The organism is Winogradskyella wandonensis, from assembly GCF_004346845.1.
Lineage (GTDB): Bacteria > Bacteroidota > Bacteroidia > Flavobacteriales > Flavobacteriaceae > Winogradskyella > Winogradskyella wandonensis.
In genome coordinates, this window is the sequence record NZ_SMGI01000002.1 from 375219 (window position 1) to 396509 (window position 21291).

Sequence of the window (21291 nt, forward strand, 5' to 3'; positions counted from 1 at the left end):
CTCCTTATCGACAGGTCTGGCAACGCTCAGTGTGACATAATAATTCTTACTATTTAAAATAGGATAGCAATTCTGATTTTTTTGAAGCCGATACCATAATCTCTTTTCCGTTACTTAATACAATGCTTCCGCCTTTTCCTTTGTGGTATTCTACAATTTCATCGACATTAACTAAGTAACTCTTATGAACACGCGCAAAATTTGCTTGCTTCAAGGCTTCTTCTATATACTTTAAAGTCTTACTTACTAACTTCTTTTTATTGTCTTTGGTAAAGATTTCGGTATAATTATCGTCTGCCTTACAATAGAGAATGTTAATCGTCTCTAAAACCTCGAAGCCATTTTGTTGTGGTATTGTAATTTTTCCTTCTACGCTATTGGTCTTTGGTACCAGAACTTGATTTTGTAATGCGTCTTCTTTAGCTCGGATTTCTGTTACATAATCTACCGCTTTTATTAATTCGTCAATAGAAATTGGCTTCATAAGGTAATAAGACGCATGGGCATTTAACGCATCCATAGCGTAATGGTTATAAGCAGTGACAAATATGGTTTGAAAATCGATGTCACCAACCTTATCTAGTAAATCAAACGCATTACCGTAGGGCATTTCTACATCTAAAAACACCACATCTAATTGATTATTTCGGATTAAGATTAGTGCTTCGTTTACATTCTCTGCTTCTCCTAATACATTAATATTTGGACAATATTTAGACAAATAGTTTTTTAAAATGTCTCTACTTGTTTTTTCGTCTTCTACGATAATGGCGTTTAGCTTCATAAGACTAATCTTTTTTTAGGGTAACTTCTACTCGTGTTCCGGCGTCTTCAGCATTTTGATAATCATCGATAACAACATCAATTTTATCCTTATACATATCGTTAAGAATCTGAATACGCTTTTTTATATTGCTTAGTCCTTTGGACCTGTGTTTCTTCTGATTTTCAGTCTTCATTGCCTGAGATCGCTGTCTACCAACGCCATCATCTACAATTGAAATTGTAATCTCATTATCAGATTTTGGAGAAATCTCAATTTTTAAATGCCCCTTTTCCGTTTTGTATCGCAGTCCATGCCAAACGGCATTTTCTATATATGGCTGAAGCAACATCGGCGGAATTTCGTAATCCTCTACATCTATGTTTTCGTCTACCTCTATTGTATAGTCGAACTTCTCTTTAAACCTAAAATGCTCTAATTTGGTATATAACTGTAAAAGCTCTATCTCCTTTTTAAGCGGAATAAAATCTTCTTCGCTATTTTCTAAAACAGCTCGCATAAGAAATGAAAAATCGGACAAATATTTATTGGCCGTTCGCTCGTCACTTGAAGCAATAAAACTATTTACAGAATTTAGCGCATTAAATATAAAGTGCGGATTCATCTGGCTTCTTAGCGATTTTAATGCTAGTAAATTATTAGCCAAACGCTGTTGCTTAATATACTTGTATGTAAAATAAGCAGCAATTAAGAGTAATACTAATCCGCCGATTAAGGCATAAATAATAATTTGTTGTGTTTTATTTTGTGCTTCGGTAAGCTCGTAACGACTTTTACTTAAAGCTCTATCATTTTCTAAGCTTAAAATTCTATTTTGGCTCTCTGCGATAGAACGCGCTAGTCTTGCAGACCTTGCTATTTCTTGCTGTTTCTTTAAATACAATTGATCTACAGAAGCCATAAACTCTTGAAACGTTTTTTTTGCCTCATCGTACTTTCCTAAATTTTCCAACGCATCCGCCTTTCGCCTCAACGCATCATTTTTCACCTCTAAATCTTCTCTTTTATCTGCTTCGGAAATACTCTCGTCTAAAAACGAAATCGCTTCGTTATAATTTTTTTGAAGTATTAAGGCGTTGCCAATTTTATAGTTTTGTTTTTGCGGTGTAATTGGACTATCGTTAGATATAATAGAATCTTTTTCGATGCCCTTAACAGCCTCTACGACTTCTTTTCTTATTTCAATTTCATCATCGTAAGCCTTGTTATCACTATTAAATTCTGCAACAGTGGCTTGCTCTTCTATGGCACGTTTTGGACTTACTTTTTTAGCCATACGCATAGAATTATTAAAGAATTTTTTAGCCTCCTCTGGATTTCCCTCTACATTATAAGCTTGTGCGATTTTAGAATTTAAGTCTGTGATTTTTGGCTGAATTAAATAGTCTGAAGCCACTTTAAGTCCCTTTTTGTAATTGGAGATTGCAGTTGTAGTCTGTTTATTTTTAAGTTGCGCATCACCTAAACCTTCGTAATAGACCGTCTGCTGATAGTTAGATAAATTACTAAAATTAATGGCATTGTACGTTTTAATAGCTTCACTCGGATTATTATTAGCATTGTGCGCCTTGGCCAATTTTAATCGTGTTTCAGAATTATCGACATTCTGCAGCGAAATCTTATAATTAGCAACAGCCAAATCATACTGTTTCCAAAACATATATAAATCGCCCAGGGTTTGATAAGCCTCTGCATTTTGGGATTGAGAGAGACTTTTATTTAAAGCATCTACAATAAATTGGTTACTGCGTTCTGCGTCTTTTGTAAGATAGGTATCAGCGGAATCGATAAGCTGGTTAAAAGCCTGAATTTCTAATCGGCGTTTTTCTTTTGAAGTAAGTTTAGAATTTTCTTCTTCTACTTGTATTAAGATGCGGTCATCACTCTCAATAGTATGAAATACAGTTTGAAAATCTTGGTGACTAATCATTAACTGATCTCCTATTTTAACTCTGATTTTAAAGGTTCCGTCGTAACCTGTAGTTAAATAGGTACCTCCATTAATTTGAACTGAAGCATTTGCAATGGGCTCATAAGACGATTTCTCTCTAACAGAACCGCGTACTGTAAAGTAAGCGTCTTCACTAGACGAATTATCTTGAGCATAACTATAATTGGGCGCTTGTATTACAAGCATACCAACTACGAGTATTTTAATTAATCTCTTCACCGAAGTTAATTCCTAATTTTTAATAAAGTTATAGCCTTTAATTGTATTTAAAAAATAAGTGAGCTATCGAGACGCGCTAAAATAAATAGAAATAGATGTGTTTACGAATTCAAAAAGCTATTTCACACATTGAAACTAATGCTTCACACATCCTTATTATTATTTCAAAAAAAATCCCCAACGTAAGTTGAGGATGTTATTTTAATTAATTGCCGGACAATTACACTCGTATTTCTCGCGTCGGCAATTAAAGTTATAGCCTAGTGTAATTTGATGGAATCCACCAGTATTAAAGTTTATCGTATTTGCCTGATACGAATAGGTATAAGCAAATGTAAATTGGTTATAATCTACACCAATAAAAGGCGTAAAGTATTGTAGTTTCTGACTACTAACGGTGTTTCCCTCTAAAAACTGCGCGCCATCTAAACTGCGTCTGTAAGATAAGCCGCCCCAAACTTTTCCGAAATCTACCTCGCGGTATGCTTTTATATTTACGTCTATCGAAGATTCTTGCGTAGCATCTCTATACATATACATTAAAGATGGTTCGAAACTCCAATCACTGCCGTATTTCTGAAAAACGTTCCCTACCGATGCTAAATACGTCCTTAAATTATTGAACTGAAATCCTTGCTCGTTAAAGTTAATTCCATCATTATTAAGAATATTTTTTGCTGTTACATGAGCATAAAAATCAAGGAAATGATAAGACATACCCACGTCGATATTAAAGTTGGTAGCACTTTGCTCTATACCTGCGATAAGCTGATCGAAATCTCCTGGAGCTAAAAAGCTTGTTTCATCTAGTTTATATTGAATAAATCCGGCGCTTAAACCAAAAGATATCATATTTAAGTCAACCTCATTACGTGATAATAATAAATGATGCGCATAAGTAATGTATGCTCCAGTGTTAGAATGAAAACCATTTTCGTCATTGTAAACGATAGCACCAATTGCAGAAGGTCCATCGCCAATTCTGCTATGAGCACTTAATGTTTGTAAGCTAGGCGCATCATCAACACCAAACCATTGTTGCCTTGCTGTTAATCTTACTTTTGCACAATTAGCCACACCAGCCATTGACGGATGTATTAGATAATAGTTGTCTGTTAGGTAATCTGAATAAACAGGCATTCCTTCTTGGGATAATCCAAAAAAAGAAAACATCCCAACTAAGGCAACTAAAAAGGTTTTTTGTAATCTCATAAGTTTATCGTTTCAGTGTAAAATGGGCTCTTTGTTCTAATCGTTGACCAGTTGTAGGCTCTACATACTCTACTGAAAACCAATAATCGTCAGTTGGCATTAAGTTTCCTTGGAAGGTCCCATCCCATCCCGGACTTGTTGGACTTAATTGTTTCAACAGTTTTCCGAAACGGTCAAATATATAAATTTTTGCACTAGGTTGTGTGTCTATTCCTACGATATTCCAAGTATCGTTGTTTCCATCACCATTAGGTGTAAAGAATAATGGGTAATCGATAACTAATACTGTATCAGAACCTACACCGCATCCATTAATATCTCTGGCGTAAACAGTATGAGTTCCAGGCGTTACATTTTCGAATAGTCCTGTATCTTGCCATGGCCCATTATCTAAGCTAAATTCAAAATCTCCAATATTAACGGTTGTAGCTTCAATAATATGATTGCCAGCAAAAGCTTGCGAGGTAACTTGAGCTTCTACTACTGGCACTTCACTTTCTAGTACAACAGTTTCGTCCATATAAGTACAACGTGTTAAGGCCGAAGTTGTTATATCCGTGACTAATACACTATATGTTCCGCCCTGAGCTGGGATGAGGGTTGAACCTGTTTCAGTAGGTAAAACAGCACCGTCAAGACTCCACTCAAAACTATAATCTGTAGCGGATAAACCAGTGTCTAAAACTGGAGGAACTGGTACAACTTCAGAACCGTTTGTTGGTAATAAACATAAAATGTATAAATCGTCCAAATTAAACTCTGGGATTGGATTAACACGTAACGGTATAGGTTGCACATCAAAACAAATATCTGGTGAAATATTATTACTTACTCTTACCCAAATGGTCTGCGGATTAGAGAAGTTTTCGTAAACATCTGGTATTAACTCTTGATTATTTATAGCTCCCGTATCACTCAAGTGATACGTAATCGTATAATCATCAGGGTTTTGACCATCTAAAATTTCATCATATAATAAACGTAAATCAAATTGTGCAACGCCATCATTTTCTATGTTATCATCACACAATTCAAAATCCAGAGGCTCTCCGTCCGAATTTGCTTGCGCTCCTTCGAAAACTTCAATAAAAAATGAGCCTGTACTATTAGAACAGCCTGTACTAGTATTGGTGATTGCAAAGAAAATTTCTTGGGGATTTACCGTGTTTGTAAATGTATCTGGTTGTGGATTTGCTAAGTTGTCGGCATCTATTTGAGTTAAGTGAAAGGTAACACTAAACTGTGATGCGTCTTGACCATTTAATATTTCAGCTCTTTTAGAATCTAAATCGAAGTCAAAAAATCCATCCGTACCGTTTTCGCACTCCTCTATGCGCGAAACTGCAATAACTTCTGGTAATGGATTTACAGTAATATCGAAATCTACAATAGCAAAACATGTGGTCAGCGTATTTTCTACTCTTACATAAATGGTTTGCGTAGGACTTGTATTAATGTAGGCTGCTGGATTTGTTATCTCGTTTGCGACAATAGCATTTAAAGCGCTATTGTAATCTGTAAAATATCTTGCTGAAAGATTTGGTTGACCGTCGAAAATAAACGCCTCGTTTTGTGTTAAATCGAATGTTTCCGATAGGTCGCCAATAGTTATATCGTCGCAGAGTACTAAATCTTCAGATTCTGTATCTGTTCTCGGCGTTGGATTAATAGTACGTAACTCAAAGTCCCCAATAAACTGACATTCTTCATTTGCTTGATTCTCTACCCTGTAAAAAATGGTTTGTGTAAATGGAAATGCGGAGTTAATATGGTTTGAAGGGTCTGGTATAGCGTTTAATTCTCCTAATGCATCGGTCACTGACTCATAATACGTCACATCAACATTCTGACCTACTGGAAACAATGCCTGTATTAAAGCTGTTGCAGAACTAAAATCGAACGTAGTTATGCCATCCGTTATATTATCATCCACACGAGTGTCATCGCACTCCTCAAAAGGCGGAATTACAAATCCAGGTGGTGTTGTGCTTGTATCCACGAATAAATTTAATTGTGCTACTCTAAAACAACTTGTAGTATTATCTTCTACACGAGCATATATGATATCTGGTGCCGCGGAAGCATCTGTATTTGGGTATGCCAACTCATTAGTTATCGGGTTGGTTTCGTTTTCTGCATCAGTTACCGATGTATAATATGTAAATGTCTCGTTAGCAAAATTCGTAGAAATAATGTCATTAGCTTCGGTAAGATTAAAAAATGATAAACCATCTGCAGTATTATCATCACATTGTCTTATGTCTACACTTGCGGTTATTACAGGTAGCGGGTCAACTTGCAATGTAACTTCTGAAGTCGCAAAGCAGTCGATGTTACTATTGTTTTGCACTCTAGCATAGATATCTTGAGAATTTGCCGTTGTATTGGTGTATAAATTAGGCAACGGATTTAAACCAAACTCGGCATCTGTAGAGCTGATATGATAACTTACAGTAAATTGTAAAGGATTTTGTGTACCTAGAACTTGTAAATCTATTAATGGTAAATTAAACTCTACAATGCCATTTGTATCGTCCCCATCTGTATCATCATCGCAAAGAGGGTAAGTCACATCTTCTGCGGTAACCGCTGTAAATACGTCTAGTACAAAGCTAGCGGTAACTACGCATTGCTCCGTAACTCTATCGTCTATTCTTACAAAAATTACTTCGCCATCAGACCCATTGTAAGCATTAATAGTTGTTATAGGATTATCGCCTGTATCCGCATCTGCTTGACTATTATGGTAAGATACCTCGAATTCCGCTGGGTCTTGAGCTCCAAAGACTATTGGCATATTCTCCTCTAAATTAAAAATAGCCATACCTGTTGGACTACAACCCGCCAGATTTATTGGCGGATTAACAATTTCTGGGCTATTTCTAAACTCTACTATAATCTCATCAAAGGTAGAACAACCTGGTGCAAACTCTACGTCGACACTATAAGTACCAGCTTCTGAAACTGTTAATGTAGACCCTGTTCCTGCACCTGCAATAGGCGCGCCATTAAAATACCAGGTATGTATAGCATTAGGTGCTTGGGTATCTAGCGTTATGTCTTCTAAAACACCACAAGCTGCTGTACCGTTTGCTAAAGTGATATCCTCACCTAAATCACCACCTAGATTAAAACTTCCTGCTTCTATGAAAATAGCAGTATCAAACAAATCATCACCTTGATCAGCAACTACAAGTTTAATTTCATATGTAGTATTTGGAGTTAAGTTATCTGCTACAGCAGTAAGCACTTCTGTTCTACCACCATAATTAGTATCTCCAATATTATAACCTTCAAAAAAATCAGGATTTGAAGTACATGCAGGAGCCTCATTAATGTTAGTTACATTTACTGGAGTTCCATCTGGCAACACAGCTAAATTTCTAAAAGGATCTGCACTTCCTGCTTGTCTAATCAAAAAAGCAAAACCATCAGCAAAAGTACACTCATCATTCATATTATATTCTTCTGATGCCATCAAATATCGAAAATTAATTTCATCCGTTGTTGGTGTAAAATCAAATTGAATGAAGGTAGCATTTTGGGTATTAATTATATTTAAACTAGTTTCTAGATCTGTATCACCTCCTAATCCTCCATTTACTCCACTAATTGTTGGATTATGAGTTTCATTACCTCCTAAAAAAGCAGTTCCAGATGTGATAACAATACCTTCTTCAAAAGGAAAGTTTGTACCTCCTCTTGTAAAATATCCATAACTTTTAGACATTAAATCTGCCGGGCCACCAAATACCTGAGACTGGAAATTACTAACTGCAGAACAGCCACCAGTGACCAATACATTTTCTATAAGCTCATTTGGTAAAAAATAAGATTCGGGAAATGCAGCATTATTTATCGTCACAAATGGAGGTGCAACATTGACGGTTATAGTAACTGTTTCAGAACAGCCTAAAGGATTATCATCTGATACCGTTAGCGTTACATTGTAGGTGCCAGAGGTATTAAACTGATGCGACGTATTTAAGGTATTTGCTGTACCTCCTGTACCAAAATCCCATAAATACGTAGCATTAGCTCCAGTATCAGAAAAAGTAGCACTAGCATTAAAAGTTACTGTTTGACTAGGTAAAATCTCTATTTGGTTGGTTACTGTATTAATAGCTGGCGTAGTACTATCTATCGTTGCAGTAATTGTTTGACAAGGCGCAGCACATTCTATAGTAGCTTCCCAACCTATCGTATTACCAAAACCGTTAGAAGAAAAACTAACCGTTAAACATCCGGATGGATGTGTAGATGACACTCTTCCTGGACTTACAGTGCCCGAATAATTATTAATTACAGGTGATGCCGTACTATCTCCGTCGTAAATAGTTAGGATATCAGAACCTGCTTGTGTACTAAATCTAGTAAAGTCTAAAATAACGACTTCTCCAGGTGTAGTGGGACAGATGGTAATTGTGAAATTTTCGTTAGAGCTATAGCTTCCAAACTCTCCACCAGAATCGAAGAAACGGTCTGGAGCACAACGGTTAAAAGTACCGTTCTGCATAATTAAATCTTGTGCAAAAGTAGCTAGAGACAGACACACAAAACCTATAAAAACCAAGGTTTTTACAAACCGACTCGAGTAATTTTTCTTCATCTTTTTAGCCGTAAGTTTTCAACGGGGACGAAATTTAAGGATTTTATACGACTTGCTTAGTTAAAATCGGGAACGAATACCTTTTGTCCGTTGAAGTGAAACATGAAATAAACTTTAGTTAAACAACTAACGTAAGATTTAATGATTTCATATTTTTGCAAAAAAAAGAATGACTCCTACAACAATAAAGATACAGCCAACCTCTAACGATACTATTGTTAAATTTGAAGCTGACCGTTTTCTAACACAACACAATAGCTATGAGTTTAACAATATTGATGAAGCCTCAAATTCGCCTTTAGCCCAACAATTATTTTACCTACCGTTTGTAAAAAAAGTATATATCGCTTCGAATTTTGTAGCGATAGAACGTTACAATATTGTGGAATGGGCAGATGTACAAGACGAAGTTGCAGAGCAAATTAAAAATTACCTAAACTCTGATGCTCCTATTGTTAAAGAAGAAACGTCTAAACCCAAAAATGCAGTCACAGTATATGCCGAAAGTACACCAAATCCAAGTGTATTAAAGTTTGTTTGCAATAAAGCATTAGTCGGTCAGATTTGTGAGTTCTCATCTATTGACGAAGCTAAAGACGCTCCAATGGCTACTGCTTTATTTCAGTTTCCTTTTGTCAAGAGTGTTTTTATGGATAAAAATTACATTTCCATAACAAAATACGATGTTGCCGAATGGGAAGAGATTACAACGCCTTTAAGAGAGTTTATTAAATCTTATGTCGAGGACGGGAAATCGATATTAGCTAAGCCTATTTCGCAACAGAAAGAAGTACAAGAAGAGAAAACAGAAAGTACTTTTGAAAAACTAGATGATACTTCGAAAAACATTGTAAATATATTAGAGGAATACGTAAAACCAGCTGTAGCAAGTGATGGTGGGAACATAGAGTTTATTTCTTACGATGACACTTCTAAAAAAGTTGAAGTGCTACTACAAGGCGCATGTAGCGGCTGTCCATCATCTACATTTACACTAAAAAATGGCATAGAAAATATGCTAAAAGAAATGCTTAATGACCAAAACATAACTGTTAATGCTGTAAATGGTTAGCATGAAATTTCGTAACTTTATAAACTATTAATCATTTAAAATTATAAAATCATGGCAGTATTAAAAGTTATTGAAGTATTATCTAACTCAGATAAAAGTTGGGAAGACGCAACTAAAAAAGCGGTTAAAGAAGCTTCAAAAAGTGTAAAGAATATTCGTTCTGTTTATGTACAAGACCAAAGTGCTATTGTTAATGATGGTGAGGTTGTGGAGTTTCGTGTTAATGTAAAATTGACTTTTGAGGTAAAATAGGAGTATTGGCACTATTTTTGGTACTAAATAGATAATATTAAAATAATACTAAATGAAAAAAATCTTATTATTATTTGTGCTTACATCTCAATTAGGATTTGCCCAATTTAATCAGCAAAGAGTATGGAACTTTCAAGATGCTATGGCGAGAGACCCAGCAAAAGAAATTATAGCTCAGGGTTCTCCATTTATCCAAGATGAGTTTTCACCTGTAAGACTTAATAAGTTTAAGGATAAAGTTTTTAACGCACGATACAACGCTTATCATCAAGAAATGCATATAGAAACGAGTGAAAAAACTATAGCATTAGATGTTAATGATGATTATACAGTTACTTTTTTGGGAAGCAATAAGGTTTATAAAACCGTTGATTACACTGACAAAAACAGTGATGAAAAAAGAGGCTTTTTAGTAGTTGTAACAGAAACTAATGATTATTCTCTATACAAAAAAGAGGAGATTATTTTTCAGGATTTAGTCCCAGCTAAAACCTCTTACGACAAAGAAAAACCAGCAAAATATAAACGCTTAGATGACAAATACTACATAAAATTAAGTAATAAAGTCTCTTACTTTTCTGTTAGAAAAAAAGATATCATAAACTCATTCCCTAAAAATTCAAAAGCAATTAAAAGCTTTATTAAAGAAAATAAAATATCTTTAAATGAGGATAAAGACATAGCAAAACTCGCCGGATTTTTAGCAACGCTGTAAAGTTATTACATATATATTAAAAAAGATGGTTATTTTTAACCATCTTTTTTTATTCACAAAACTTAAGCACGGAATGAATACACAAGATTGGATTAACAAAGGTTATGACCTCATACTATCATTTGGTCCTAAATTAATAGGCGCAATTTTAATATGGATTATTGGAGGTTTTGTAATTAAACTAATACTTAAGGGTGTTAAAAAAGCACTACAAAAAAGTAATTACGACGAAAGCCTTCAGAAATTTCTCGGTAACCTAGTTAAATGGGCTTTAAAAGTGGTCCTGATTGTCGTGGTTTTAACAACTGTAGGTATTGCCACAACCTCTTTTGCTGCTATTTTAGCTTCGATAGGCTTAGCAATCGGACTTGCGTTGCAAGGCTCCTTGGGCAATTTCGCAGGTGGCGTTTTAATTATGGTTTTTAAACCTTTTAAAATTGGAGATTTAATTGAAGCTCAAGGTCAGGTAGGTGTTGTAAAAGCCATAGAAATATTTACCACCAGGCTAACTGGCTTATCTAACAAAGAAATTATTTTACCAAATGGGAATCTTTCTAACGGCGCCATAGTTAACTATACAGCAGAAGGTACGCGACGTGTAGATTTGGTGTTTGGCATAAGTTACGATGCCGATATTAAGCAAGCTAAAGAACTCTTTATGTCTGTTGTAAAATCTCATCCATTAGTTTTGACAGACATTGCGCCTACGGTTGATGTATTAGAATTAGCAGATAGCTCCGTTAATTTTGCCGTGCGCCCATGGTGTAAAGCCGAAGATTACTGGCGTGTCTATTTTGATATTACAGAAAACACAAAACTAGCACTAGATAAAGCTGGTATAGAAATACCATATCCTCATCAAGTTGAAATACAAAAACAAGGCTAATTTTTTTTAGATTTTATAGCTACAAAATCTTTTAAATAATACGGTTCAAAATAAGCGACATCCTCAAAGTCGCTTTTTTTGTATTTATTATGTGCTATAACTCCCATTGTTGAAGCTGAGGGTAACTTGTCTTCAATAAATATGGCATTAGCGTTTTTAATAATTTCTTTAGTCTTGGTTACTCCGTTGCCAATAAAATGAATCTTTTGGCTTTCTAATTCTGAAGAAAAACTATAACTATCCAAGACTTGAGCTTGGATATCTCTAATTTGTTTGTGGTTAGAATCGTAAATTGCAGAATACACTTCTAGTCGTCTTGCATCTAACATAGGAACTATAAGACCGTCGTTTACATTTGCCTGAAGCGCCAAGGCTTCTAAGGTAGATACAGAAATTAATGGCTTATCTAAAGAAAAGCAAAGCCCTTTCGCTGTAGAAACACCAATACGCAAACCTGTGTAAGACCCAGGTCCTTTACTTATTGCTATAGCATCAAGATTATGCTTTGATTCTCCAGATGCATCAATGACATCCTTAATGAATAGATGTAGTTTTTCGGCGTGTGAATAGCCTGAATTGTTGTCCTCTTTTAAAACTAAAATCTCCTCATCTTTAGATAAGGAGACGGAACAATTAGTTGTACTCGTTTCTATATTTAGAATTAGAGCCATATTAGTCTTCGCTGGTCTCTTCTTTGGGTGTTTCGGATTTATCTTTATCTTCTACCTTATCTCCCGGTTTTAGCGTTTTAGAAACCATATTATACGGTCCTGTAATAATTTTGTCACCTTCTTCCAAACCAGAGACAATTTCAATATTAGTATCGTCTTGAATTCCTGTTTTAACAACTCTCAACTTAGCCACACCATTATCGTCTACAAAAACACATTCGAACTTTTCTTCCTCGGAGGTTGAAGATTTCTTTTCTATTGTTTTTCCGTATGTTTTTTTAGCTGAGCTTGTATCTGTCTTAATTACAATTGCGCTAATTGGCACCGCAACCGCTCGTTCTCTTTTATCTGTAATTACATCTACTGTTGCGGTCATTCCAGGTCTAAATGGCGAATACGACTCTGGCTTTCCTTCGGTTAATTCAGAATAAGACTCTTCTAAAATTCTAACTTTTACTTTAAAATTAGTAACCTGGTCTGCTGCTAAAGTACCCGCTGCAGAGTTAGCAATTTCTGTAACGATACCTTTAAATTCTTTCTTTAAATAGGCATCAACTTCAACAATAGTTGTATCTCCAATATTTACCTTTACGATATCATTTTCGTTAACATCGACCTCAACCTCCATATTGTTTAAATTGGCAACTCGCAGAATTTCTGTTCCTGCCATTTGTTGTGTCCCAACAACACGTTCTCCTAATTCAACATTCAGCAAAGAAATCGTACCACTCATAGGCGCGTAAATTGTTGTACGGCTTAAATTATCCCTTGCCTGATTAACATTTGCACCAGCACTCTGTAAACTGTAGTAGGCAGAACTTCTTGCCGCCTGAGCGGTCTCGTATGTAGCTACTGCTCTATCCCAATCTGCTTTGGAGATTACGCCTTTATCGAAAAGCGCTTTGCTACGATTATAATCTGCTTTAGCTTGTTTTAGGTTGGCTTCGGCTTGTTCTAAATTTGCTCTAACGTTTTGGTATTGCGCCTGAGAACTGTTTAACGCAGATTGTATTAGGTCTGGATTAACTCGTACCAAAAGGTCTCCCTTTTTTACTTGCTCACCTTCCTTAAAAGGTAATTCTAAAATTTCTCCCGAAACCTCACTGGAAATTTTTACTTCGACTTCTGGCTGAATTTTTCCAGTTGCAGAAACCGTTTCAATTATTTCTTTAAGCTCTACCTTTTGGGTTGTTACCTGCTTAAAGTTTCCTTTTTTACCGAATAGTCCTGTTGACTTTCCTACAACTAAAAGTAGAAGCAAAGCAACAACAACTGCTAAAATTATTTTGACTGGTTTACTCATTTTTAAAATTTTAATTCAGTAGCTGGTATTCCGAAAAATAATTCTAAGACCTTAAGTCTAAAAATATAATCGTACTTAGCTCTGTTGAGATTGATTTTTGAATTATCGTATCTTAATTTAGCTTGGCTAAAATCGAAAGCGTTTGTTAGGCCTTCATCATATCTAGCTTTTGCATATTCGTATGCTAATTCTTGAGACTCTAAAGCAGACTCTGCGGCTTCGTAAGCCTTTAATGTTCCTTTTGCATCCACATAAGCTTGATAAACATTAGACTCTAAATCTAACTCTGCTTGTTCTAACTGAAATTTGCTACGCTCTAAATTAATCTTATTTCGCTTTACGTTTGCTTTTGCATTCCATCCATTAAATATAGGAACATTAAGACTAAAGCCATAGCGAATACCGTCGTTAATGTATAACTGGTCGATAAAATCTCTTGGGTCTGCGTTAGTAAATCGAGTATTATATCCTAAAAATGCCGAAATTGTTGGTAATAAAGCACCCTGAGAAATTTGAACATCCTTTTTAGCTAATTCTACATTTTGCTCTGCTATTCTGATTTCTGAACGGTTTTCCTTTGCGTTTTGAATAATTTCTTCTACAGGCTTGTCTGATACAGAATCAACAATTCCGTAACCTTCGTCTTCGATATCAAAATTCTCGTAATCTTTGATTAATAATACTTGTGCTAGGCTTATTAAGGATAATTTTATTTGGTTTTCTGCATTAACAATAGACTGTTGTTCACTAGCATCTGTTGCTTTTATTTCTAATAAATCACCTTGTGGCAGTGTACCGACTTCGACTAATTGTTCTGTTTGTCTTATTTGTTGCTTTGTAACGTCATTTTGAGATTTAAGAACTTCAAGATTGGCTTTGTTTAGTAATACCGTTAAATAACTATTTGCAACCAATAATGAAATATCATCTTTCATTCGAGACAATCGATATTGATTAGCTAATTTTGATATCTCCGCACGTTGTGCTTGTCTTATGTTTCTTAGACCGTCGAAAACTGTATAACCAACATTTAGGTTTCCTGTTGCAGATAAAAACTTTACGGTTTCAGGCTGATTTGTTGCTGGGTTAAATCCTAGACCTATACTTTCACTAACACTTGCAGAGCCACTAAATGATGGTAGAAAATTACCTAGGGCCGTTAACGCTTCGATATCTGTAGCTTTTAAGTCTAACTCGCTTTGTTTAATTGAAATGTTGTTTTCTAAAGCGTATTCTACACACTCTTTAAGTGTCCATTTCTTTTGTGCGTTTGCAGTAATTCCTAAAAATATTACCGCTATAATGATGATTGATTTTTTCATAATTATGTTATATGTCTTTGTAAATGTTAAAGTGTTACAGAAAAAAGAATTAATTTCTACCTGCATATTTTGGAGGTCCTTGTAATTGGTTCCACACTTTAATATTATCTTCTTTTGTTATACCGCTTTTTACTTCGACAAAAATACCGTTGCTAATACCTAACTCGACATCTTTTCGCTCAAATTCTTGGTCTCCAACCTCAACCTCTACAAATGGCTTTTTTGTCTTTGGGTCGTACTGAACCAGTGCTTCTTTAATAGCTAAAACATTCTCTGCTTTTTCTAAAATAATCGAAGCGTTAGCACTTAAGCCTGCCCTGATGAATGTGTCTGTTGAATCTAATTTTTTAAGAGAACCTTCAATCTCGAATTGAATAGCCCCATTTTCGGCAACACCTTTTGGCGCTATATAATCTAAAACAGCATCGAATTTTTTATTCTCAATAGCACCAACTGTAATTTCTAAAGGTAAGCCTTCTTTAATTTTGCCAACTTCACTTTCATCGACTTTACCTTCAAAAATCATTTTTGATATGTCTGCCAAAGACGCAATAGAGGTTCCTTCATTAAAGTTATTAGCTTCAATAACTTGATTACCTTCTTTTACAGGCACGTCTAAAACCATTCCTGAAACTGTAGCCCTAACTTGTGTTTGTGCTATATTTCCTAATCCTGATGTTGTTCCTGTTTTAATGATGTCGTAATTTTGACGTGACTGTTGCAAATCAATTCTAGCTTGCTCTACACGCTGTTTAGCCTGTAAATATGTATTATTAACTTGGTCAAAGTCGTTTGCAGAAATAACACCTTTATCAAATAATTGCTTTTGTCTATCGAAAATCGATTTCTGAGTATTAAAATTAATTTCAGCAGTTTGTAAAGCTGTTCTATTAGAAGCTATATTGTTTTTTGCGCTAGTTAAAGACGATACATTAGGAATAACTCTAATCTTTGCAATTAAGTCGCCTTGTTTTACAAATTCACCAGCTTCAACATACACCTCTTCGATAACACCGGAGATATTTGGTTTAATTAAAATTTCTTCCTCTGGAACTATACTTCCTGTTGCTACGGTATTAACAACGATAGTTTGGGTTGATGCGTTCTGTGTTGTATAGGTTACTGGGTCTTCTTGATTTTTATCCCATAAGTAGTAAAGCGACCCTGCAAAAACAAGGACAATTACAATTAATACAATAACAGTGGTGGTTCTTTTCATAATAAATATTTACTAGTAATTTTATTCTATTCTTAATGCGTCAACTGGTTTCATTTTAGTTGCTCTATTTGCAGGTATTAATCCAGCCAAAACACCGGCTAAAACTAAAATGGTTAGTGCTACAATAACAACTGTCATACTAACGCTTGGGTTTGCAAAATTTTCTACTGGACCTACACTGTCTAAAACAGAGTTCATTCCCCATATAACAAAGGCCGCAAAGGCAACACCCAACATTCCAGAAAGGATAGTCAATATTAAACTTTCTTGAAGAATTTGACCCTTAATCATCCACGGTGTCGCGCCTAAAGCACGTCTCACTCCAATTTCCTTGGTCCTTTCTTTTACTACGATTAGCATAATATTATTTATACCAATTACTCCAGAAGCAAGTATTAAAATACCTACGAAATAACCGACGATTGCGAGTATATTGAATAATCCATTAATACGACCAAAGGCTTCGGCACGATCAAAATGACCAATTGCTCTATCGTCATCTGGATGAACGTTTTTACGTGATTTGATGATATCGAAAACACGCTCTTTAATTGATGTTATACTGAAACCATCTTTTGCAGTAATTGCCATCCAGCTTACGCGATCTCCATAGTTGAATGCTTGGTTAAATGTCGTAAAGGGAATAAATACGGTATTTGCTTCTTCTTCCGAGTCGCCCTGAGAATTGGTGATTTTAAATGTGCCAACTACTTTAAAATTAACACCATTAATCTTTATATAGCTTCCAATAACCTCTTCGTCTTTATCGTAAAGCCCTTTAACAACATCTGGTCCGATAACACATATTTTTCGCTTAGCGTTAATATCAGAATAGCTTAAAAAACGTCCTTCTAGAATATCCATAGGCTTTTGTTTAATAAACTCTGGATAATCTCCGTAGATTTGAAAAGCCCCAGTTTTTGTTCCTCTTATAACATTGTTTGCGCCTTGGTAACCACCAAGAGAATTTCGTGGTGAGATGTATTTTAATTCTGGGATTTCTGCACGGATAGCCTCTACATCAGATATTTTATACTGTAAGCGCTTACCTTTGGGAATACCTTTGTAAGAAATTGAAGTTCTTTGGCTCCACATAAACATAGAGTTCGTGGCAAAATTTCCAAAATCAGATGTTACGCCATTTCTTAAACCATTAGTTAAGGCTAATAACAATACTAAAATGGTAATTCCCCAAAATACCCCAAATGCTGTAAGTGCTGTTCTTACCTTATTGGCATTAAGTGCTTCTAATATTTCGTCCCAACGGTCTTTATTAAACATATTACTCGTCTCTTAGTGCTACTATTGGTTTAATTTTTGCAGCTCTGTATGCAGGCAAAAATCCTGCAAAAGCACCAGCTATTACTAAAATAAATACAGTGGTAATTGCTGTGCCGAAATCTACTTGTGGAAATTTTATAAAAGGACTATCTACATATGGGCCTGCAATTTCTAGTACGGCCAAACCAGCGATTAGCCCAAATAAACCAGAGAACATAGTTACAAAAATTGCTTCTTGTAAAATCATTCCGATTATGGATGCTGGTATAGCACCAAGGGCTTTACGAATACCTATTTCTTTTGTGCGCTCTTTTACAATAATTATCATAATATTACCTACACCAACTACACCTGCTATAATAGTCCCAATTCCGATAAACCAAAACACCGCTTTAATAGTGTCAATCAATGAATATATTTTTTGAGCTTCTTCCAGTGTATTGTTGACTCGTATGGCAGCTGTATCGTCTGGTGCAATGATGAGCTTTTCTTTTAAATCTTTTTCAATGGCTTCTGTAATATTTTTTGAAACAGCTACGGCTTCATCAAAATTTTCAGACATCTTTACTGTAAACGACATGTTTCTGATATTATCTCCTCCATTAAATGCTACCCGAGCAGACGTTAATGGCAGAAATACTTGACTTTCTTCGCGCTCGCCACCTGGATCAAAATAAACGCCTACAACTTTATAAGGGATGCCAAATATTGATATGTATTTGTCAATTGGATTTTCGGTTTTAAATAAGTCTTGGCTCACTTTATTTCCGATGACTGCAACTTTTCTATTCTCGTTTACGTCAGAAAAATTGATGAATCTTCCCTTACCAATATCGGCATTCTCGATAAATTGATTGTCTGGTAAAACACCTTGAACACGATAATTTCCAGTCTCGTTCTTATAGGCCACTTGACCGCCCCAAATGCTGTAATTCGCTGTTCGGTACTCTAAAAATTCATCATAATTATTGGATACCATCGCAAAATCCTCGTCTTTAAGTTGAATTCGACGTCCTGGATTTAAACCCTTGTAACCTTTTGTCGTGATTCGTGTTCGTACGAAAATTTCATTTGTTGCATCTTGCTGAAATTCTGAAGTCACACCATTTTCTATGCCAGAACTAAAGCCTAGCAATATTACTAGAATAAAAATACCAGAAGCCACTGATAAACCCGTTAAAAATGTACGAAGTTTATTCTTCCTAAGTGTTTCGAATATTTCTTGCCATCGCTCTACGTTAAACATGCTGTTTTGCTCTTACTTGTTCTACTGGACTATCGTCTATTATAACACCATCCTTGAGGTTTACAATTCGCTTGGTCATGTGGGCAATGTCCTCTTCGTGTGTAACAACTAGAATGGTTTTACCTTCGTCATTTATGCCTTGAATTAAATCCATTACCTCATATGAGGTTTTTGTATCTAGTGCACCCGTTGGTTCATCGGCTAACAATACTTTAGGTTCACTTGCTAGAGCTCTTGCTATAGCAACGCGCTGTTTCTGTCCGCCTGATAATTCGCTCGGTAAATGATGCGACCAATCTGCTAATCCTACTTTTTCTAGATAGTGGCGTGCTTTTTCTACACGTTCTTTACGGTTAATCCCTTTATAAAACATGGGTAAAGCCACATTATCAACAGCTGTTTTGTAATTTATAAGATTAAAGGACTGAAAAATGAATCCTAAAAATTCGTTACGGTATTTTGCCGCAATTTTTTCGTTAAGATTTTTTATTGGGACACCATCGAGAACGTAACTGCCTCTATCAGCTTCATCTAACATCCCCAAAATATTAAGTAGTGTCGATTTCCCTGAACCCGAAGAGCCCATGATGGAGACTAACTCACCTTCTTTTACATTGAAATTTATTCCCTTCAAGACATGAAGCGAATTACTACCCATATGGTAGGATTTATGCAAATCTTTGATTTGAATCATAGTAAAGACTGTTAATTCCTTGCAATATTAAGCAAAAGCCCTACGGGTAAGTGCTAAGTATTTGTTAAGAATTAACATTTCGATTGATATTTATAAGACGTCTAAATACCAATAGTGTTACAGCTTTGTGTAAAATCTAAGCCTGAGGTTTAGTTCTAAAAAATTTTCTGTACACAATGTAGCCTATACCACCAACTAAGATATACGGAATTGCCATTAAATAAACAATCCCATCATTGATGCCTTGGGCAGCAGATTGACCTTCTTCACTCTCTAGTACAGCACGGCACATGGCACATTGAGCGTTTCCTTTGATAAAGAAAATAAGAGAAAATAAGAGAAGTACAATTTTGTTTTTCATAACTAATAGTCTCGACTGCGCTCGAACAGACAGTTGTATAATTTTAAAGGTACCGATATGCAGCGGCATTAATTCAACTTACTAGATGTAATGCGTGATTTGCACTTTTACATCTAGAGTTTCATTAATAATAAGGTGAAATCATTAAATACACCACAACACCTGTTATGGCAACATACAGCCATAATGGAAATGTAATTTTTGCTATTTTTTTATGTCTTTCTATATTATTTGTAATTGCCCTAACGTAAGTAATCAACACAAAAGGAATAATTACTATAGACAGTAAAATATGCGTTATTAAGATGAAGAAATATACATACTTAATCACACCTTCTCCCCCGAATTTTGTACTATCGCTAGTCATGTGATAGGCTACATACATCACTAAAAACGAAACAGATAATGCAATTGCAAACTTCATTAGGCTTTCATGGAGCTTACGATTACCCTTTTTAATAGCCACTACCGCTACAACCAAAACAACAGCTGTCAATGCATTGACACTTGCGTATATAGGAGGTAAGAATGTCAGTGGTTCTACATCGAAACCAAGACGTTTTAAATTTACACCAAATAACGCAGCTACAGCTAACGGAATACTAATAGATAGTGCCACTATCCATTTATTGTATTTCTTTTCTTTTTCAATATTAATGTTGCTCATAATTCTGTATTACTGGGTCACTTCGAGTTACCTCAGTGACCAAAAAAAATAAGTTTTTTATTCTTTTAGAAGTTTAGCGATATCTTCTTTTAAAATTGTTATTTCTTGCGGAATACCTTCATCATCAACGCCTTCTTCTTCAGAAATAATTCCGTTGTAATAAATTAAAGGATTGTCCTTAGATGTTAATCGCGAACGGATATACCCTTCTTTGTCTATCAAGGCAAAGTTACCCGAGTGCTCAAAACCTGCCGCATCTTCACCTTTGGCTGTATATAGATAGAAGCCTTCATTGGCTAGTTTGTAAATTTGTTCTTCATCTCCCGTCATTAAGTGCCAATTTGGGTTAGTAATTCCGTATTTGTCGGCGTAAGCCTTTAGAACTTCGGGTGTATCCACGTCTGGCATTATTGTAAAAGAGGCTACACCAAAATCGTTTTCATAGTCTTTAAATTCATTTTGAATTTGCACCAAATTGTAATTCATTCTTGGACATATCGTTGGGCATGTTGTAAAGAAAAACTCTACTAAATACACCTTACCTAAATAATCTTCATTGGTAATTGTCTTTCCGTTTTGGTCTGTAAAACTAAACGCTGGTACTTTTCGGTTTCCACCGCGACCATCTGGAATATACACTAAATCCGACTGGATATTGTTTGAAGCGTTTTCTAAATCTTGAGTGGACACAGATTTACTTCGACTTTCTTCACGCGTGATATCGTTGTTAGATAATCTATCTATAATTTTTGGAATAAAAATTATCCCAAAAACCAAGATTATAAATGCTATTCCTATGTAAGAATAATTTGTTTTCTTAGCCATGT

Annotated in this window: 18 protein-coding genes; 4 read left to right on the forward strand and 14 right to left on the reverse strand. The window is 35.3% G+C overall.

The genetic code is table 11. The features are described from left to right. Nucleotides 1-49: 49 nt before the first annotated feature. The 4 genes from DFQ05_RS06525 to DFQ05_RS06540 all read right to left on the reverse strand — a co-directional run bounded on the left by DFQ05_RS06525 (nt 50) and on the right by DFQ05_RS06540 (nt 8775). The gene (locus DFQ05_RS06525) at nt 50-784 is read right to left on the reverse strand and encodes a LytR/AlgR family response regulator transcription factor (RefSeq protein ID WP_132704594.1); all 735 of its coding nucleotides are present in this window, start codon (nt 782-784) and stop codon (nt 50-52) included. Between the two features lie 4 nt (nt 785-788). Beyond that, entirely contained in the window at nt 789-2954 is a 2166-nt protein-coding gene (locus DFQ05_RS06530; protein ID WP_241974225.1) for a histidine kinase, read from the reverse strand. A 201-nt stretch (nt 2955-3155) separates the two neighbouring features. Continuing rightward, on the reverse strand, nt 3156-4166 hold the full coding sequence (locus DFQ05_RS06535) for a PorP/SprF family type IX secretion system membrane protein (RefSeq protein WP_132704596.1): 1011 nt from the start codon (nt 4164-4166) through the stop codon (nt 3156-3158). A 4-nt stretch (nt 4167-4170) separates the two neighbouring features. Continuing rightward, complete coding sequence (locus tag DFQ05_RS06540; RefSeq protein WP_241974226.1) at nt 4171-8775, reverse strand: choice-of-anchor L domain-containing protein; 4605 nt, start codon at nt 8773-8775, stop codon at nt 4171-4173. 169 nt (nt 8776-8944) lie between these two features. On the opposite strand from DFQ05_RS06540, the gene DFQ05_RS06545 reads away from it, so the two are divergent. The 4 genes from DFQ05_RS06545 to DFQ05_RS06560 all read left to right on the forward strand — a co-directional run bounded on the left by DFQ05_RS06545 (nt 8945) and on the right by DFQ05_RS06560 (nt 11700). Next, on the forward strand, nt 8945-9847 hold the full coding sequence (locus tag DFQ05_RS06545; RefSeq protein WP_132704597.1) for a NifU family protein: 903 nt from the start codon (nt 8945-8947) through the stop codon (nt 9845-9847). A gap of 51 nt (nt 9848-9898) precedes the next feature. Next, on the forward strand, nt 9899-10099 hold the full coding sequence (locus DFQ05_RS06550; protein ID WP_132704598.1) for a dodecin family protein: 201 nt from the start codon (nt 9899-9901) through the stop codon (nt 10097-10099). 52 nt (nt 10100-10151) lie between these two features. Further along, nucleotides 10152-10814 (forward strand): hypothetical protein, encoded by a 663-nt coding sequence (locus DFQ05_RS06555; RefSeq protein WP_132704599.1) that lies wholly within the window; start codon nt 10152-10154, stop codon nt 10812-10814. 73 nt (nt 10815-10887) lie between these two features. Further along, nucleotides 10888-11700 (forward strand): mechanosensitive ion channel family protein, encoded by an 813-nt coding sequence (locus DFQ05_RS06560; protein ID WP_132704600.1) that lies wholly within the window; start codon nt 10888-10890, stop codon nt 11698-11700. On the opposite strand, the gene tsaB is transcribed toward DFQ05_RS06560, so the two are convergent. The 10 genes from tsaB to DFQ05_RS06610 all read right to left on the reverse strand — a co-directional run bounded on the left by tsaB (nt 11697) and on the right by DFQ05_RS06610 (nt 21289). Then, nucleotides 11697-12371, reverse strand: coding sequence for a tRNA (adenosine(37)-N6)-threonylcarbamoyltransferase complex dimerization subunit type 1 TsaB (tsaB, locus tag DFQ05_RS06565; RefSeq protein WP_132704601.1), 675 nt, complete (start codon nt 12369-12371; stop codon nt 11697-11699). The genes DFQ05_RS06560 and tsaB overlap by 4 nt on opposite strands. Nucleotide 12372: 1 nt before the next feature. Continuing rightward, on the reverse strand, nt 12373-13674 hold the full coding sequence (locus DFQ05_RS06570) for an efflux RND transporter periplasmic adaptor subunit (protein WP_132704602.1): 1302 nt from the start codon (nt 13672-13674) through the stop codon (nt 12373-12375). 2 nt (nt 13675-13676) lie between these two features. After that, the gene (locus tag DFQ05_RS06575) at nt 13677-14996 is read right to left on the reverse strand and encodes a TolC family protein (protein WP_132704603.1); all 1320 of its coding nucleotides are present in this window, start codon (nt 14994-14996) and stop codon (nt 13677-13679) included. A 49-nt stretch (nt 14997-15045) separates the two neighbouring features. Next, the gene (locus DFQ05_RS06580) at nt 15046-16215 is read right to left on the reverse strand and encodes an efflux RND transporter periplasmic adaptor subunit (protein ID WP_132704604.1); all 1170 of its coding nucleotides are present in this window, start codon (nt 16213-16215) and stop codon (nt 15046-15048) included. A 21-nt stretch (nt 16216-16236) separates the two neighbouring features. Beyond that, on the reverse strand, nt 16237-17496 hold the full coding sequence (locus DFQ05_RS06585; RefSeq protein ID WP_132704605.1) for an ABC transporter permease: 1260 nt from the start codon (nt 17494-17496) through the stop codon (nt 16237-16239). Nucleotide 17497: 1 nt separating this feature from the next. Next, a complete protein-coding gene (locus DFQ05_RS06590; RefSeq protein ID WP_132704606.1) occupies nt 17498-18742 on the reverse strand; it encodes an ABC transporter permease in 1245 nt (414 codons plus the stop codon). Continuing rightward, nucleotides 18735-19436 (reverse strand): ABC transporter ATP-binding protein, encoded by a 702-nt coding sequence (locus DFQ05_RS06595; RefSeq protein ID WP_132704607.1) that lies wholly within the window; start codon nt 19434-19436, stop codon nt 18735-18737. The genes DFQ05_RS06590 and DFQ05_RS06595 overlap by 8 nt, the downstream gene beginning before the upstream one ends. 136 nt (nt 19437-19572) lie before the next feature. Further along, the gene (locus tag DFQ05_RS06600; protein ID WP_132704608.1) at nt 19573-19797 is read right to left on the reverse strand and encodes a hypothetical protein; all 225 of its coding nucleotides are present in this window, start codon (nt 19795-19797) and stop codon (nt 19573-19575) included. A gap of 124 nt (nt 19798-19921) precedes the next feature. Continuing rightward, nucleotides 19922-20464 (reverse strand): DUF420 domain-containing protein, encoded by a 543-nt coding sequence (locus DFQ05_RS06605; protein ID WP_132704609.1) that lies wholly within the window; start codon nt 20462-20464, stop codon nt 19922-19924. A gap of 57 nt (nt 20465-20521) precedes the next feature. After that, complete coding sequence (locus tag DFQ05_RS06610; protein ID WP_132704610.1) at nt 20522-21289, reverse strand: SCO family protein; 768 nt, start codon at nt 21287-21289, stop codon at nt 20522-20524. Between the last annotated feature and the right edge of the window lie 2 nt (nt 21290-21291).

What these genes read in the sequence shown, in the direction of transcription:
- DFQ05_RS06525 (WP_132704594.1), bottom strand. Translation starts at nt 784, where the DNA reads ATGAAGCTAAACGCCATTATCGTAGAAGACGAAAAAACAAGTAGAGAC.
- DFQ05_RS06535 (WP_132704596.1), bottom strand. Translation starts at nt 4,166, where the DNA reads ATGAGATTACAAAAAACCTTTTTAGTTGCCTTAGTTGGGATGTTTTCT.
- DFQ05_RS06540 (WP_241974226.1), bottom strand. Translation starts at nt 8,775, where the DNA reads ATGAAGAAAAATTACTCGAGTCGGTTTGTAAAAACCTTGGTTTTTATA.
- DFQ05_RS06545 (WP_132704597.1), top strand. Translation starts at nt 8,945, where the DNA reads ATGACTCCTACAACAATAAAGATACAGCCAACCTCTAACGATACTATT.
- DFQ05_RS06550 (WP_132704598.1), top strand. Translation starts at nt 9,899, where the DNA reads ATGGCAGTATTAAAAGTTATTGAAGTATTATCTAACTCAGATAAAAGT.
- DFQ05_RS06555 (WP_132704599.1), top strand. Translation starts at nt 10,152, where the DNA reads ATGAAAAAAATCTTATTATTATTTGTGCTTACATCTCAATTAGGATTT.
- DFQ05_RS06560 (WP_132704600.1), top strand. Translation starts at nt 10,888, where the DNA reads ATGAATACACAAGATTGGATTAACAAAGGTTATGACCTCATACTATCA.
- tsaB (WP_132704601.1), bottom strand. Translation starts at nt 12,371, where the DNA reads ATGGCTCTAATTCTAAATATAGAAACGAGTACAACTAATTGTTCCGTC.
- DFQ05_RS06570 (WP_132704602.1), bottom strand. Translation starts at nt 13,674, where the DNA reads ATGAGTAAACCAGTCAAAATAATTTTAGCAGTTGTTGTTGCTTTGCTT.
- DFQ05_RS06575 (WP_132704603.1), bottom strand. Translation starts at nt 14,996, where the DNA reads ATGAAAAAATCAATCATCATTATAGCGGTAATATTTTTAGGAATTACT.
- DFQ05_RS06580 (WP_132704604.1), bottom strand. Translation starts at nt 16,215, where the DNA reads ATGAAAAGAACCACCACTGTTATTGTATTAATTGTAATTGTCCTTGTT.
- DFQ05_RS06585 (WP_132704605.1), bottom strand. Translation starts at nt 17,496, where the DNA reads ATGTTTAATAAAGACCGTTGGGACGAAATATTAGAAGCACTTAATGCC.
- DFQ05_RS06590 (WP_132704606.1), bottom strand. Translation starts at nt 18,742, where the DNA reads ATGTTTAACGTAGAGCGATGGCAAGAAATATTCGAAACACTTAGGAAG.
- DFQ05_RS06595 (WP_132704607.1), bottom strand. Translation starts at nt 19,436, where the DNA reads ATGATTCAAATCAAAGATTTGCATAAATCCTACCATATGGGTAGTAAT.
- DFQ05_RS06600 (WP_132704608.1), bottom strand. Translation starts at nt 19,797, where the DNA reads ATGAAAAACAAAATTGTACTTCTCTTATTTTCTCTTATTTTCTTTATC.
- DFQ05_RS06605 (WP_132704609.1), bottom strand. Translation starts at nt 20,464, where the DNA reads ATGAGCAACATTAATATTGAAAAAGAAAAGAAATACAATAAATGGATA.
- DFQ05_RS06610 (WP_132704610.1), bottom strand. Translation starts at nt 21,289, where the DNA reads ATGGCTAAGAAAACAAATTATTCTTACATAGGAATAGCATTTATAATC.